The 15,925-nt window shown below is 61.9% G+C and carries 12 protein-coding genes and 1 riboswitch; all 12 genes read left to right on the top strand.

All coding sequences use genetic code 11. The annotated features are described in order from the left end of the window. Positions 1-35: 35 nt before the first annotated feature. The 12 genes from HMPREF9161_RS04285 (at position 36) to HMPREF9161_RS04230 (ending at position 15,582) form a co-directional block, all read left to right on the top strand. On the top strand, positions 36-4,367 hold the full coding sequence (locus HMPREF9161_RS04285) for a translocation/assembly module TamB domain-containing protein (RefSeq protein ID WP_009728458.1): 4,332 nt from the start codon (positions 36-38) through the stop codon (positions 4,365-4,367). 23 nt (positions 4,368-4,390) lie between these two features. Then, positions 4,391-5,020: a sigma-70 family RNA polymerase sigma factor gene (locus HMPREF9161_RS04280; protein WP_009728457.1), complete on the top strand. Its 630-nt coding sequence runs from the start codon at positions 4,391-4,393 to the stop codon at positions 5,018-5,020. Between the two features lie 65 nt (positions 5,021-5,085). After that, positions 5,086-5,655, top strand: coding sequence for a hypothetical protein (locus tag HMPREF9161_RS04275; RefSeq protein ID WP_009728456.1), 570 nt, complete (start codon positions 5,086-5,088; stop codon positions 5,653-5,655). A 16-nt stretch (positions 5,656-5,671) separates the two neighbouring features. After that, a complete protein-coding gene (locus tag HMPREF9161_RS04270; RefSeq protein WP_009728455.1) occupies positions 5,672-7,612 on the top strand; it encodes an outer membrane protein assembly factor in 1,941 nt (646 codons plus the stop codon). Continuing rightward, the gene (locus tag HMPREF9161_RS04265) at positions 7,612-8,931 is read left to right on the top strand and encodes a hypothetical protein (RefSeq protein WP_009728454.1); all 1,320 of its coding nucleotides are present in this window, start codon (positions 7,612-7,614) and stop codon (positions 8,929-8,931) included. The genes HMPREF9161_RS04270 and HMPREF9161_RS04265 overlap by 1 nt, the downstream gene beginning before the upstream one ends. 57 nt (positions 8,932-8,988) lie before the next feature. Beyond that, on the top strand, positions 8,989-9,954 hold the full coding sequence (locus HMPREF9161_RS04260; RefSeq protein WP_037348789.1) for a glycosyltransferase family 2 protein: 966 nt from the start codon (positions 8,989-8,991) through the stop codon (positions 9,952-9,954). Then, positions 9,951-11,405 carry a glycosyltransferase family 39 protein gene (locus HMPREF9161_RS04255; protein WP_009728452.1) on the top strand — a complete coding sequence of 485 codons (1,455 nt, stop codon included), beginning with the start codon at positions 9,951-9,953 and terminating at the stop codon, positions 11,403-11,405. Before HMPREF9161_RS04260 ends, HMPREF9161_RS04255 begins: the two co-directional genes overlap by 4 nt. A 214-nt stretch (positions 11,406-11,619) precedes the next feature. Further along, complete coding sequence (locus tag HMPREF9161_RS04250) at positions 11,620-12,084, top strand: OmpH family outer membrane protein (protein WP_009728451.1); 465 nt, start codon at positions 11,620-11,622, stop codon at positions 12,082-12,084. A 101-nt stretch (positions 12,085-12,185) separates the two neighbouring features. Continuing rightward, positions 12,186-13,232, top strand: a complete 1,047-nt coding sequence (locus HMPREF9161_RS04245; protein WP_037348787.1) for a hypothetical protein — start codon at positions 12,186-12,188, stop codon at positions 13,230-13,232. A 12-nt stretch (positions 13,233-13,244) separates the two neighbouring features. Further along, complete coding sequence (locus HMPREF9161_RS04240; RefSeq protein ID WP_009728449.1) at positions 13,245-13,676, top strand: OmpH family outer membrane protein; 432 nt, start codon at positions 13,245-13,247, stop codon at positions 13,674-13,676. Positions 13,677-13,691: 15 nt separating this feature from the next. Continuing rightward, complete coding sequence (gene lpxD, locus HMPREF9161_RS04235; RefSeq protein ID WP_009728448.1) at positions 13,692-14,705, top strand: UDP-3-O-(3-hydroxymyristoyl)glucosamine N-acyltransferase; 1,014 nt, start codon at positions 13,692-13,694, stop codon at positions 14,703-14,705. Between the two features lies 1 nt (position 14,706). Then, positions 14,707-15,582: a lysophospholipid acyltransferase family protein gene (locus HMPREF9161_RS04230; RefSeq protein WP_009728447.1), complete on the top strand. Its 876-nt coding sequence runs from the start codon at positions 14,707-14,709 to the stop codon at positions 15,580-15,582. A 90-nt stretch (positions 15,583-15,672) separates the two neighbouring features. Beyond that, a riboswitch (cobalamin riboswitch) is annotated at positions 15,673-15,883 on the top strand. The last annotated feature ends 42 nt before the right edge of the window (positions 15,884-15,925 follow it).

Genomic DNA, 15,925 nt, shown 5'->3' with positions numbered 1-15,925 from the left:
CGGGAGATTCCCGTGAAGCCCCATAGAGGAGTGCTATGAGACGGAAAGCGTATGTCGGTATCGCCGTTCTGACGGCGATGCTTGTCTGCGCGGCAGCCATCCTCCACATCGTGCGCGCGCAGGCGTTCATGACGCAGGTCGGCGCGATGGCAGAGAGCCTCGCGGCGCAGACCCTCGGGACGGATGTGCACATCGGTGCGGTAGAGATCCGTTCTCTGCATGAATTTACGATTGACGATATCGTCGTCTACGATAAGCAGGCGGAGCCTGTCCTCCGTGCCGATGAAGCACGAGTGACGCTGCGCCTGCTTTCGTTGCTTTCGTCACCCGCGGCGTCCGTCGACGAGATTCAGCTTGTGGGGGCGCACGCGCATATCGTACGGCGCGCGGACGGAACGTGGAACTACGGAGATCTCGTGTCGGCGGAGGAAGAGCCGAGCGCGTTTGCCGGGCGTATCCGTCTCACAGACGCGACGGCGGACATCGCGGCGGAGGAGCGTTCCGCATCCCTCAAGGGGATTACGGGCACGGCGGACATCGACCGCGGCGATATTTCCTGCGACCTTGTGGCAGACCTTGCGGGAGTCCCTCTGCGCGTTCGCGGAGAAAGCGTCGGCGGCACGCAGAAATTCCGTCTCGCAACGGACGACGCGGCGCTGCTGCCTCTGCTCGACTTCCTTCCGGCAGGGGCGGTGCCTGCGGATGTGGATATCCATTCTCTGCACGCGGGACATATCGACGCGACATGGACGCGTGTCGACGGCGTGTCTACGTTGGACGGGCGCGCGGACGGCGTGGAAGCGGCCGCGCAGGTCTACGGCACCGAGACTGCGGTGCGCAGCGCGGCGCTCACATTCAACGATCGCGCGCTCTTTATCGCGGCGACGGCGGAAGCGGAGGGGGAGACGGCGCGTATCGACGGTACGATTCGGCTCGATACGGATGCGCCGTATCTCGACCTCACCGTGCGCGCGAAGGATTTCGCCGTGGATAAAATATTGAAGAGCAGCCCTTATCAAGGACCCGTGACGGCGGACGTCCGGCTCACCGGCACGCTCGCCGACTTTTCCGCCGCGGGCACGCTGACCGCGGCGGCCGGAACCGCCTACGGCGTATCCTTTACGGACGCGTCGGCCGAAGTTTCCTATGAAAGCGGCGTGCTGGGGTTCCGCGACTTGAAGGCCTCCGTATTCGGGGGAACCGTCGCGGGGGAGGGGCTGTTCGATACCGGCGACCTTTCCTATACGGCTCACCTCATGACAAAAGGCGCGGCGCTTGCGCGGCTGCGCACGGATGCCGGGCTCTCCATCCCGGACGGGACAGAGGGGGCGGTCGACGCGGACCTCGGCATCTCGGGGCGCGGCACGGCGCGCGAGGCGCTTACCGTGTACGGCAGCGCCGCGGTGATGAACGGGATCTACCGCAATATTCCCGTGGAGCGTGCAAGCACTTCTTTTATGCTCCGGGGGAACGATCTCACCATAGACTTCTTGAGCCTCAACCTTCCGAACGATTCGGACCTTGGCGTCGAGGGGCATATTATCGCCGGCTCCGCGCTTGACCTGCACTTCTATGGCGGGCATGCGGATCTGTCCCTGCTGAACCGGCTCGACGATCGGCTCAGCTTTGCCGGATTCGCCGATTTCAGCGGCACGGTACGCGGCGATATCAACGATCCGCAGGTGGAGATGAAATTCTCCGCAACGCGCGGACAGCTTATGCACCAGCCGTTTGACAGCCTGCTCTTCCGTGCGGAAGGATCGCTCTCGGGGGTCGGTATTCACGATTTCTCGATGGAGCGTGGCGGCCGCGAGGTATGGCTCGTCAACGGCACCGTCGGCTTTACGGGGGAACGCCGCATCGATGTCCAAATTGATACGATGGGCGCGCGTATGGAAGATGTGGCGGCGCTCGTTGCGCCCGACCAGCCGATCACCGGAAATATCGACAACATCATCAAGTTTACGGGGACGCTCGACAACCCCCGGGCCGTCGGCTATGTGCATTTCTACCGCGGCAGCTACGGCGGCGTGCTGCTCTCGGGCATGGACGGCGACTATTTCCTAGAGGACGGCATCATCCGGCTGCAGGTGTTCCACATCTATTCGCCGATGGTGGATATGGTGCTGAACGGCACGATCACGGCGCAGGGGGTGCTCGACCTCGACGCGGAGGTGCGCGATCTCGATATGAAGCGCTTCCAGCATAAACTTCCCTATGCGGTGGAGGGACACGGGACGTTTAACGGCAAGGTCGTGGGGACGATTTCGCATCCCATTTTCCGCGGTTCCCTGAAAGCCGACCGCATCGTGATGAACGGCGCGGAGCTGACGGATATCCGCAGCTTTATCCATTACGAAAACGGCATCGTCGAGATGGACGACACGGGATTCCGCCAGGGGGCGGAGGGGACGGTGTCCGCGCGCCTGCACTATGATACGGAATCGCAGGCGCTGCGCGGCACCATGGAGATGGAGAAGTTCGACGTGGGGGCGCTCCTCGCGCTTGCGAACCAAAAGGAAGACCGCATCACGGGGCAGATCACAAGCCGCGCGACCTTCGGCGGGACGCGCGACAATCCGTCCGCGGCCCTCACGGGAACGATCTCGTCGGGAACGGTCGCCGGCTATCCCGTCACCGACGTCGCCGTCGATATTGCCCTTGCCGACCATGTGCTGACGCTTAAAACGGTCGAAGGGCGTCAGGGCGCCGGCACATTCTCCGCCCACGGCACCGTATCGGAGTACGGGACGTCGAATGTCGACATCACGGCGTCGGATATCGCGCTCGGTATGTTCACAGGCCTTGCGGGCATTCCCGAGGAAGTGACGGGGACGGCGACGGCGACGGCGCATATCGGCGGCAGCATGTATAGCCCGGAAATCGATATGAATCTCACGGCGCTGAACGGCGGCATCCACGGCTCGTCCTTTGACGAACTGACGGGTACGGCCCGACTGCGCGGCTCCGTCATTCAAATCGACAGCCTCACGGTGAAGAAATCCATCGACGGTATGACCTATACGGCAAGCGCCCGCGGGAAACTGCCCCTGCGCGCGCTGACGGCGCGGCGCGACGAGGCGCTTGCCGCATATGACCAAATTGATCTCACGCTCTCTCTCGACAATGCGGACCTCTCTCTGCTGCCGGTATTCTCCGATCGCGTGGAATGGGCGGTCGGTCATACGGAGGGCGGATTGAAAATCGGGGGGACCCTCGCGGCGCCCCGCATTGAGGGGAGCCTGCGCGTCACGAGCGGCGCGGTCAAATTCAAAGGCGTCGAATATCCGCTGACGGACATGCAGGTCCGGATCGATGCCCTTGGAGACTCCGTCGTCGTGCGCGAGTGCACGGGGCGCATGGGAACGGGCAGCTATATGCTGACGGGGCAGACGAAACTGCGCGGCGTCCGGCCGACGGATTATGATTTCTCGCTCGTCATGAGCGCGCTTGACCTCAAGACCTCGTTCTATGACGGCCCTCTGACCGGTATGCTGCGCCTCACGGAGGATACCTATTGGGGGGAGACGCTGCCAAAAATCTCCGGGACGATCGATATTGATCATGCCCTGATCTCCATTCCGACGATTCCGGATACGGAGGACGAGCTGCCGCATATCATCCTCGACGTGGGACTTACGGTGGGGCGCCGGGTGCATTTCTTCAGCGCCAATCTCTACGATATGCATCCCTCGGGCAGCGTGCACTTCGGCGGGACGACGCGGCACCCGCGCACGACGGGACAGATCAGCGTGCGGCGCGGCGACACGGTCAGCTATCTGCGCACCGTGTTCAAGATCCGCGAAGGGACGGCGACGTTCAATCAGATGGAATCGTTCCTGCCGGAGATCGACTTTTACGCAGAGACGCGGATCGCGCGCACGCGCATCTATCTCTCCGCACACGGTCCGCTCGACCATATGGACTTCAAACTGGGATCCTCGCCCGAGATGTCCGAGGAGGAAATCATACGGATGCTGACGCTGCGCAGCGCATACGGCAGCGACGGCAAATTGACGGCCGCGGAGATCCTGTCCATCGGCCTCCAGATGAGCGTGCTCTCGGAGGTGGAGGATTCGGTGAAGAACTTGCTGCATCTCGATGTGCTGCGCCTCTCGAGCGGCAGCGGCGCGTTGTTTGAGACCAGGGACGACGAAGCCGTGAAGAGAAACGAGAACGAATACAATGTCGAGATCGGGAAATACCTCAGCGACCGCGTGCTCGTGCGCTATGTGCAGGGCATCGGCAGCGCGGCGGACAAGCACCGCTACGGCGTTCAGTACGACTTCAACGATAAATTCAGCGTTTCGTACGACCGCGAGGGCTCGGATCAACTCGTCGGTTTTGAAGCGCGTATCCGGTTCTAGCACATTGCAAAGGAGGTGAGACGATGTTTTCAGAGTATGTGGAAAAACTCTCCGCCGTTGAAAAACTTCGGCCGGAGGAAGAGCGCGCGCTTTGGCACGCCTATAAAGACGGTGGGGATGAGAACGCAAGACGGCGCATTATCGAGGCCTATCAGCCGCTCGTCTTCCGCGAGGTCGTCCCGTACCGCAGCCTGCCGACCGTGATGGACGCGGTCCAGGAGGGAACCGTCGGTCTCATCGAGGCGGTCGAACGCTACGACCCCGCGCGCGGCGTCGCATTCAGCCTATACGCTGTGCACCGCGTGCGCGGTCGGATTCTCGATTTTCTCCGGCGCGAGGGGGCGGTGGACCTGCCCTGTCTCGAGGCGGAGACGGGGGAGACGCACGAGACTGCAAAAGAACTGCTCGTCGATGCGCGGCCGTCGGTTGCCGAACTCGCGGAGCACCATGCGCTGGTCGGCGTGCTCGGCGCCGCGATGGAGCGGCTGCCCGTGCGCGAACGCCTCGTACTCGAAGGCGTTACGATCGGCGGCGCGCAGGCGCAGACGATGGCGGACCGTCTCAATGTAACGACGGCGCACATCTATCGCCTGCAGCAGAATGGCATTCGCCGCATCCGCGGCATGCTCTCACGTTTCATGCAGCATTGGTAAGACTTGAATCTATATCCTGGCTTGTAGTATAATAAATACCATCTGTGCGAAGAGGAGGTGCGCCGATGGACACGGAACGCAAAGATCGGCAGAGATCCATTCGCGCGGCACGCGATTGGCTTGCGGGCGCGGAGCATGCGATTGCGGGCGAGGATGATCTCGCCGGCGATCTGAAGCTTATGCTCGCGCGGGCCGAACTCACACGACTCTCAGATGCGCGGAGGCGGCGGCTGGGACGCTATGTACGGTGGATCCTGCCCCCGCTTGCGGCGCTTGCCGTTTGGGGGATCGTATCGTGGGGAAGCGCGCCGCCGGCTCAGCGGGCGCAGTCTCCCGTTCAGCCCGCCGCTCAATCCCCGGTGCAGACCGGAGAGGAAGGCGCGCCTATCGCGGAAACCGCGCAGCCCCCGGCCGGATCTCCCGCATCCGCCGGTCTTGATGTGCCGCCCGCAGAGCGCGTTCTTGCGGAGGCCGTACGGCCTCCGCAGACGCAGGAGGCGGGGCCGCCGCAGCATGTGCCCCTGGCAGAGAGCGCGGCGCCTGCCCCGCCCGCACAGACAAACGAGACATCCCGTATTCCGAACCGCGACATGCAGCGTTTGATGCAGGTCGGCGGAAAGATTTTAAGAGAATAGCCTAGGAGGTTCCCTTTTGAACAACAAACGTTATCAAAAACTCGCATGTGCCGTTGCTCTTGGACTGGGTGTATCGGCATCCGCTCTTCCGCACGCGTTCGCCGCGGAAGATACGATGGAGAGCGCCGCGGCAAACACTGCGGCCGAGATGGCGGGAACACCCGCGGCGGAAAACCCCGCGGAAGCGCCTGCGTCGGAAACGCCCGCGGCCGACGCACAGCCGCTGACGAGTACAGAACCTGCGGCAGCCCCGGACGCGCGCGCCTCGGCGTGGGCGGAGCAGCGTCCCGCAGAGGAGGCGATCTCGAGCGGCGTCGCGGCGGAGGCGGGGAAAACCATCGTTGAAATCAACTTCAAGGGAGCGACCGAGGCGACGGAGGCTGCGGCACGCGCCGCCCTCACGATGCATGTCGGAGATGAGGTGACGGAGGAGGGGCTCGCGAAGGACCGCGACGCGATTTACGCGACCGGCTGGTTCTACGATCTCTATCCCGTTTTTGAACCCGTCCCCGAAGGCGTCGTGCTCACCTATCATGTGCTCGAGAACCCGCTCCTCAAAGAAGTCAAGATCGAGGGAAATACGGTCGAATCGACGGAGACGCTGATGGGGCTCGTCACGGTGAAGCAGGGCGAGCTGCTGAACGCGCGGACCCTGCAGGAAAACGTGCAGGCGATTCAGGAAAAATACCGCGCCGACGGCTATATCCTCGCAAAGATCACGGATCTCAACATCGCGCAGGACGGCACCCTCACGATTAAGATCAGCGAGGGCACGCTCGAGGGCTATAAGGTCAAAGGGAATAAGAAGACGAAGGACCGCGTGATTCTCCGCGAGATGCGTCAGAAGCCGGGCGAGCCGTTCAACGCGAACATGGCGCGGCGCAGCATGCAGCGCGTCTACAACCTCGGTTTCTTCGAGGATGTCAACGTCAAGATGAATCCGGGCGTCGAGCCGAACGCGGTCGTTATGGAGATCGACGTCAAGGAGAAGCGCACGGGCTCGTTCGGTATCGGCGCGGGCTACTCCAGCCAGGACGGTATGGTCGGCATGGTCAGCATCAGCGACACGAACTTCCGCGGCACGGGCGATACGATCAGCCTCAGCTATGAGATGAGCGGCGACGACACCGACGCGCACGGCTATACGTTCATGTACCGGCGCCCGTGGCTCGATAAGAAAGAGACGGCAGCCACGCTGCGCGTTTACAATCGCACGTACGAGTATGACGATTATGATGAGAACGGCGATCACAAGGAGTCGTTCATGCGCAAGTATTCGGGCGCGGAGGTTACGCTCAGCCGTCCCATGAGCGAGTATTCGACGAACTTTATCACGCTGCGCAGCCGCGACGATAAATATGTCAAGCATACGGAGACCGGCAACGCGGGCAACCGCAGCGGGGATACCGCGTGGCTGAAGAAAAATTTCGGCACGACGCGCAGCATCACGTTCGAGCACGTGACGGATACGCGCGATAATGTCTACGAGCCGACGACGGGCGCGCGCGCGTCCCTTTCCGCAGAGTTTGCGGGCCTCGGCGGGGACTTCTCTTTCCGGAAATATACGATCAGCGACACGCATTACTTTAAGGCGGGACACGCGCAGGTATTCGCGCTGCGGGGACAGTACGGCATCGGCAGCGGCTCCATTTCGGAGTACAATCAGTATCGTGTCGGCGGACAGGATACGATCCGCGGCTACCGTGAGGATCAGTTCCGCGGCAACCGTATGGCGCTCGTCTCGCTGGAATATCGCTTCCCGATCGTCTCTAAGGTAACGGGCGCCCTCTTTACGGATTACGGCGGCGCATGGGACAGCGGGCTGAATCCGCAGCATATGCACGGGAGCATCGGCATCGGGCTCGGTCTGAACACCCCGATCGGACCGCTGCGTCTCGACTACGGCCGCGGCTCGCAGGGCGGCCGCGTGCACTTCCGCGTAGGCGGCACGTTCTAATGCGGCCGGGGGATCCCCTGTCGGCCGGCCTGCGCCGCGTATGCGTGCTCGCCGTTCTCTCGGCGGGGCTTCTCTTTGCCGTGCCCGCGCATGCGGCGGACGTTTATGTGGAGGAGACGACGGCGGCAGTCGGCGGGACGCAGCCCATTCCCTCCATTGTGCGTGAGCGCATGGAACGTACCATTGCGGCGATTGCTGCGGAGCGTATGGAAGGGCGGCGCACGGCCGAGATCGACCCCGCGGAGGAGGAGCGGATCATCGGGGCGGTCTTTGACCGCCTGCTTGTCGGTTATACGGTGACCGACGTGCGCGTCCGGCCGGGGACGCGCGCCGCCGTGGAGATCCGGCTGGTCCCGTGGGCGGATACCATCGCGGACGTCACGCTGAACACGGAAGTCGAGGGGATGCCGCCCGCGGTCGAAGCGCTTGTAAGAAAAGACCTCGCGGGCGTGGAGCAGGTCTTTTCGGATGCTCTCGTAGGGCTCCCTCTTGCGGCGACGGATTGGGCCGCGGGCGCGCTGAAACGCCGCCTGACGGCTTACATGGATGCGCATCTCCCGGAGTTCCGCGCGGACTACGACGTCGACGTGGATCGGACGGCAACAGTGCGTCTCACGGTCTATCCGCGTCTGCCCGTCGTGCGGACGGTCGATCTCTCGATGCGCTCGGACACGATCCCCAACGTCACGTTGCTCACGCGGCGTTCGGTTATGGAGACGGAGGTCAACCGTCTCGTGGGCGTGCCGGTCGGCTTTATCGAACGCCACCGCGGCGCCTTTGAGGAACAGATGGCCGGCGCGCTCGACAGCGGAAGCGACTTTCGCCGTCTGCGGCTGACCTCGCATGTTGAGATCACGCCGGGGGAGCGGATGCGGGTGATGAGCCGTACGGATACGACGCGCTACCGTCTGCGGCTGACGGGGTGGCTCGACATCGGGCGCACGTCGGAGGAGCGCCGCGGCGCGCGGCGCAGCAATCTGCGTGTGCGTCTGCATGCGGGGCGGATGCTCGGCCGGCGGGACGAACTCTACTTTGAGACCGACGCCGCGCCCGAGGACGTCCGATTTGACTGGCGCCTCGGCTACGCGCGTACGCTTGCCCCCCGCCTGACGGGCGAACTGCGCTACGACCTCCGGGAGGGTCAGGTCTCCGTTGCGGGGACCTACGAACTCCACCCGCGTTGGCTGCTGCGCTATGAGCACTTTACGGCCGACGGCACGGGAGAGGTAGAACTGCGGTACAAGGTGCATGATTTCCTCAGCCTTGCGGGACTCATAGATCGGCACGACGCGTGGCTGCGCGTGATCGGCAACTTCTGAGGCGCGGTATAGGCTGCCGTTTGGATCCGTTGAAGAAAGGGGGGCGCGTTGGGCGAACTGAAACGAATTTCGATCGTCGTCCCCGTCTACAATGAAGCGGAGAATATCGCGCATTTTGCGCGCAGCGTCGCCGCCGTGATGGAGCCGCTGCCGTATGCGTACGAGCTCCTCTTTGTGGACGACGGATCCCGCGACCGCACGCGTGAGATCCTGATGGAGCTCGGCGCCGCGGATGAACATGTGCAGTCGATTTTTCTTGCGCGCAATTCCGGACACCAGATCGCCCTGACCTGCGGTATCGATCATGCCGACGGAGATGCCGTGATCACGATGGACGGCGATATGCAGCATCCGCCCGAGCTCCTGCCCGAACTCATCGGAAAATGGGAGGAGGGCTTCGATATCGTACAGACCGTGCGTCTCACGACCGAAGGAGCCTCTCTCTTTAAGCGCCTGACGTCAAAATATTACTATCGCCTGCTCAACCTCCTCGCGAATGTGGAGATTCAAGAGGGGGGATCGGACTTTCGTCTCATGGACCGGAAGGCCGTGCTCGCCCTGCGCCGCTACCGTGAACATGCGCGTTTCATCCGCGGCATCGTGGGCGCGATGGGCTTCCGGAAGACGCAGGTGGAGTTCGTGGCGCAGGAGCGATTTGCGGGGCGGTCGAAATTCTCCCTGCATAAGATGATATCGTTTGCGCTGGACGGCATCCTTGCCTACTCGGTACAGCCGCTGCGCGCCGCCTTCTACGTGGGCGTGCTGTCGGCGTTCTTTGCGGTCGCGCTCTTCCTGCACGTGCTCTTTGAGACGCTGCGCGGCGAGACGGTGCCGGGCTGGTCGACCATCGTCGTTTGCTGCGCGTTTTTCGGCGGGATGCAGATGATGATGCTCGGCATCTGCGGCGAGTATATCGCGCGCGTCCTGCAGGAGGTAAAAAACCGTCCGCTCTATCTCATTGCGCAGGATAATCGAAGAAATCCTACGGAGAATCGAATAGCGGCCGAAGGGAGGGAAGTATGAACGAGACGGTGAAGTATCTCGGCGCGCTCATACTGCTCTCCCTCTTGTACTTTTGGGGGAATGCGGGACTTGCCGTGACGGCGCCCGTCGAGGTGAACTATGCGCAGACGGCGAAGGAGATGCTCGCGGCGGGGGATTATCTCTCTCCGCGGATCTACGGCGGCTACTGGTACGATAAGCCGATCTTTTTCTATTGGGAGCTGATCGCGGCGTTCTCCGCGTTCGGCGTGACGGATTTTGCCGCGCGGTTTTTCCCGGCGCTCTTTGCCGTCGGCGGACTTGCGCTGACGTACGGCTTTGCGCGGCGGCTCTACGATGAACGCACGGCGTTTTGGTCGGCGCTGATCCTCGGCACGGGTCTGCTCTATGCCGTACTCGCGAAGCTCATCCTCACGGATATGAGCCTCTTCGTCTTTTTCGGCGGTACCCTCGCCGCGTTTTTTATCGGCTATTGGGAAGACCGACGCGCATATTTTTACATTGCGTATGCCTGCGCGGGACTTGCCACACTTACGAAGGGGCCGATCGGACTCCTGTTGCCGGGGCTGATTATCCTCGTCTTCCTTGCCGTGCGGCGGGATCTCGGCACGCTGACGCGCATCCGGATTCCGACGGGGCTTCTCGTCTATCTCGCCGTCTGCGGGCCCTGGTACCTTTATATGTATACGGTACACGGCGCCGCCTTTGTCGACACCTTCCTCGGGATTCACAATGTCCTGCGTGCGACGGTGCCGGAACACGCGCAGTGGAACGTCTGGTATTTTTATCTCGGCATCTATTTCATCGGGATGTTCCCGTGGAGTTTCGCCCTGCCGCTCGCGCTCTTCCGCGCGTGGCGCGTACAGCCGGCGATTGATATACGCGCGCAGTTCCTGCTCGTTTGGGCGATCGTCGTGCCGCTCTTTTTTCAATGCATGGCGACGAAGTATCCGACGTATAGTTTTCCCGCGTTCCTGCCGGCCGCGATTTTAACGGCGCGTCTGCTCGCGCGCAATCCTCGCGTCCTGCGCGCTGCGGCCGCCGTGGGCATGGGGCTTTACCTTGCGTTGGCGGTCGTCGTCTCGAACTATTCCGCGTGGGACGGTCATTTCAGTGGCAAAGAGGCGGCGGCGCTCATCAGCCCGCAGCTCCGCGCCGACGATCTCATCGTCTGTTACGGGGACTATACGGCGACGGTGCCCTACTATACGGGGCATATGATGTACGCGCTGGCAACGCGCGAAGAGATTGCCGCAAGCGCGCCGAAAGAGATGAGCTGGACTGGAAAGAACGTCATGCCGTTCCTGCCGATCGACGCGCTGCCGCATGACCGCACGGTTTATCTCGTCGTGGAACGGCACCGCTTCGATGACTTTGCAGAAAACTTTGATGCGCGAATGTGGGACTTCCTCGGAGAGACGCCCGCAGAGCGGACGAAGCTGCGCGTTTATCGGCGCGCGGCATCTCCGTGAGCGGACCGTTTTTATACGTTGTTGTTGCCCGAACGCCTTGAATGTTGTATGATAAGCGTGCGGGATTCCGCGGGGGATTTTTAAGAGAGTTCGGACGGCGCACTGCTCTGCGCGTACAAAACAAAATGATATTGAATTGCGTCGCACTCTTTGTTATAATGAGTGCGGTCGGCATCCGTGCCGCCGGTTCTTAGAAGAAAAGGAGACTTTTTTCATGATCAAACTCGAAAAGAAGCAAGTTAAACTCATCAGCATCCTCATCGCCGTCGTCTTCGTCGGCTCGGTGGTCGCGCTCGCACTCACGCAGAGCGGTTCGGGCATCGTCTCCGCAGCGTCTTCCTCCGTGGGGGTTGTGGACTATCGACAGGTCGGTAGCCAGCATCCGCAGCTCGCGGCGGCAAACGCGGAGATGCAGAAGGCTTCGCAGGAAGCCCAGGCGGATTTTGAGTCGAAGTCGGCCAACATGAACGATCAGGAGAAATCCGACTATTATCAGCAGACAATGCAGCGTCTCCAGCAGAAGAACGAAGAACTGATGGAACCCATCGAGAAGAGCATCCAGGACGCCGTCAAGAGCGTCGCGGAGAAGAAGGGGCTCTCCGTCGTCATTGAAAAGAACGCTGTGGTCTACGGTGGCCAGGACATCACACAGGATGTCGTTAAACAGCTGAGCAAGTAAATTAGGTTCATACGATATGACACGCGCAAATGTACCGGGCAGAGCGCTGCTCGGTATATTTTTATAGCGAGGTATAGGCGTATGCGATGGGGGGCGGGCGTGTGCCGGAACTTTGGAAAACAAGGCGCAGGGAAATCCTTGCGGGGCTCATTTGCCTCCTGCTGATCGCCCTTTGCATCTGTTTCTTTATGCGTGACAAGAATAAAGCTCCGGGAAAGAGCGATATCGCCGTCATGCGCATCGACGAGGTGCTGGCGGCGCATCCCTCCTACGCGCATCTGCAGGAACTGCGCGCCGAGGAACGTACGCTTGCCCTCCGTCTGCGCAATGCCGTGCCGGCCCCGAAGATCGACCCGCCGCAAGCGGACGCCGCGCCTTTTGACGACTCGGTATGGCAGAAGAACGCGCAGGCCGTCATCGGCGCGCGGGTGGAACTTGAACGCGAGCGGAAACGCCTCGCCGAGGCGTATGCAAAGGAGACGGAGCCGGACTATAAGGCGCGCAGCAAGGCGATCGACGACGAATATCTGAACGCGATCCTCAACCTCAACCTCAAGATTGACAACCAGCGCGCCATGCACGGCCCGCGTGTCTCGGAGGAGGAGCTTGCCGCGGAGCGTGCCGGATGGGAACGCCGGCTCGAGGCGCTCAAGGCGGAGCGCGGCGCACGGCAAATGGCTCTCTACGACACATGGCGGGCGGAGATCCGCGCGCGGGTTGCCGCCCGCATCGAGCCGCAGCAAGCGATGTGGACGAAACGGGCGCAGGAGACCGTCGACGCGCAGAGGGCCGAGGCAGAACGCCTGCGGAGCGAGGCGGAGGAGCGGAATGCGGCGGAGATGAAGCGCGCGCTTGATGCGCGCGATGAGCGCTCCGCGATTGCCGAACGTACGATACGTCTTGCGAAACTGCGGAGCGAGGCGGACGCCCTCGAAGAGCGGATCATGAGGGATGTCCGCAGCCGCGCGGCAAAACTTGCCCTCACGCACGCCTTTTCCCTTGTGCTCGCATCGCCCGAAGAACAGGCGCCGGTGCGGCTGGGGGGAGACGACGCGTTTTCCGTCCGTCGCTATGCGCCGATCATTTCGCGCTCAGCGACGGACGTGACGGGAGAAATGGTACGGGAAATGCAGAGTATCAAAGAATGAAAGGATTTTTCCATGAAATATTTCAGCGCAGTACCCGCGGCGGTTCTTCTTGCAGCAAGTCTCTTCACGGCGGGCTGCGGTCAGGTGCATGTCGGTACCGTGGATCGCGAACGCGTACAGAACGAAGCGCCGCAGATCAAGGCCATTGTGGAGGAGGCGAACGGAAAACTCGCCGAAGCGCAGAAAGAGGCGCAGTCCCGTTTCCAGGCGAATCCCAAAATGACGCAGGAGGAAGCGCAGCAGATCCAGATGGACACCCAGCGCAAGATGGCGGGGCTCAACCAAGTCTACAGCGTGCAGCTCGAGCAGAAGATGAATGCCGCCGTTCAGGATGTTGTCAAAGAGAAGAAATTAGATGTCGTGATGGACAGTTCCAAGCAGTATCCGGCCGTGCTCTCGGGCGGCGTGGATCTGACCGACGAAGTCATTCAAAAACTCCAGTAAAAAGGGGCTAGAGGCATGGAAAAGACAGTCAGCGAAGCTGCGGCATTCGTCGGCGGAACCGTCGGCGGCGACGGCGCGCGCGTGATCCGCGGCCTCGCATCTCTGGAGGATGCGGGGGCGGACGATCTCGCCTTTGCCGTTTCGCCGCATATCGACGAGGCCCGCACCGCAGCGGCGGGGGCGCTGCTCCTGCCGACGGGAACGGAGGGCTTCGCGGGGGCGGTCATCTATGTGGACGATCCGAAAGCGGCGTTTGCAAAACTGCTCGCGATCTTTACCCCTGCGATTGCACATCCTGTCGGTGTGAGCGATCAGGCGTACATTGGCAGCAATGTTCGCATCGGCGCGGGCGTGACCGTCCTGCCCTTTGCCTATGTGGACGACAACGCCGTGCTCGGTGCGGGCGTCACGCTCTATCCGCACACTTATGTCGGACAGTACAGCGAGATCGGCGACGGGACGGTGCTCTATCCGAATGCGGTCGTGCGCGAGCACTGCCGCATCGGCGCGCGCTGTACGATCCATAGCTGCGCCGTCGTTGGCGCGGACGGGTTCGGCTTTACGACGGAGCAGGGCGTACATACCAAAGTGCCGCAGGTCGGCAACGTCGTCATCGAGGACGATGTGGAGATCGGCGCGCACGTCGGCATCGATCGTGCGACGCTCGGCTCGACGGTGATCGGCAGGGGGACGAAGATTGACAATCTCGTGCACATCGGTCACAACTGCAGTATCGGGGCGAACTGTCTCATCGTCGCGCAGACGGGCATCTCCGGATCGACGAAGGTCGGGCACAATGTCACCTTCGGCGGGCAGGTCGGTACGGTCGGGCACATCAATATCGGCGCGAACTCCGTCTATGCCGCGCGTTCCGGGATCATCGGCGACATGCCGGAGGGAACGTTCGGCGCCGGGTTCCCCGTACAGTCCCATGCCGAGTGGCTGCGCGTACAAGCCGCGATCCGCCGTCTGCCGGAGATGGCGAAAAAACTTAAGACGCTCGAAAAGAAATTGGGCGGGAAAGAGTAACATGCTGTCCTACTATGCCGTAAAATGGCTCAGTCGTATCGTCTGCCTCCTCCCGCACGACGCGGCGATGAAGCTCGGCGCGTGGACGGCGGCGCTCGCATGGATATTTATTCCAGCGAAACGAAAGAACCTCGCCCGGGCTCAAATCATGCGCTGCCTCGGTGCGGATGAGCGGGAAGCGGCGCGTATCGCGCGCGCAAGCGCGCTGCGCTTCGGCCCTATGCTCATGGAGGTGCTGCGCTTCCCGGTGATGAAGGCGCGCATGTCGGACTATGTGACGATCACCGGCGCCGTGGACGAGCTGAACGCCGTCATGGCGGAGGGGAGGGGCGCCATTTTTGCGACTTCACACAGCGGCAACTGGGAGCTCATGGGGGGCGCGTTCGCCTGCGCGGGGTACCCGCTCGTCGGCGTTGCAAAGAAGCAGTCCTCGGCCGGTATGGATCGTTTCATCAACGAGTACCGCGCGCTCGTCGGCATGCATATCACATACAGCAGCGGCGTGCGCGAGATGTTCCGCATGCTCGACGAGGGCTGGATCATCGGTCTCATCAGCGATCAGGATCCGAGCCTGCGCGACGGCATCATCGTCGAGTTCTTTGGTCGGGAGACGAATGCGTTTACGGGGGCGGCCTCCATCGCACGGTTCCGCGGCGTTCCGATTTTCCCCGTGTTCATGCACCGCGAACCGAACGGCCGCCATATTCTCACCGTCGGGCCGGCGATTCGCGTCGAAAAAACGGCGGACAAGGCGGAGGACATCCGCCGTACGACACAATACATCAATGCGCGGATCGAAGAATGGATCCGAAAATACCCCGAGGAATGGTTTTGGCTTCATGACCGCTGGAAGTCCATTCGCAGCCGCAGCACTTGACAAGCATAAAATCAATGTTATAATAAGCGCGAATAATATAAAGGTGCAGATGGACGAACGACGTGCGCAGCCTCCCGCTGACGCATGCCCGTTTTGCTGTACGGGTCGGGTATCCGCAGGGATTTAATAGAGAAGCCGGAGCATTTCCGGCGCGGTCACGCCACTGTATGGGGGAGCGAATTTGCAGAAAAGCGCGATGCTTTTGCGCTTTTCGATAGAGCCACTGAAGCGTATGCTTTGGGAAGGCGCAAAAACGTTATGAACCTAAGCCAGGAGAACTGCCCGGCCGACAGTCACCGTTTGACCCACGAGCGATGGGGAGGGGATTTGCGGCGTGCGCAGC

This window comes from Selenomonas sp. F0473 (assembly GCF_000315545.1).
Classification (GTDB): domain Bacteria; phylum Bacillota; class Negativicutes; order Selenomonadales; family Selenomonadaceae; genus Centipeda.
The sequence above is the reverse complement of the archived record's forward strand: the minus strand, read 5'-3'. Positions and strand labels throughout refer to the sequence as shown.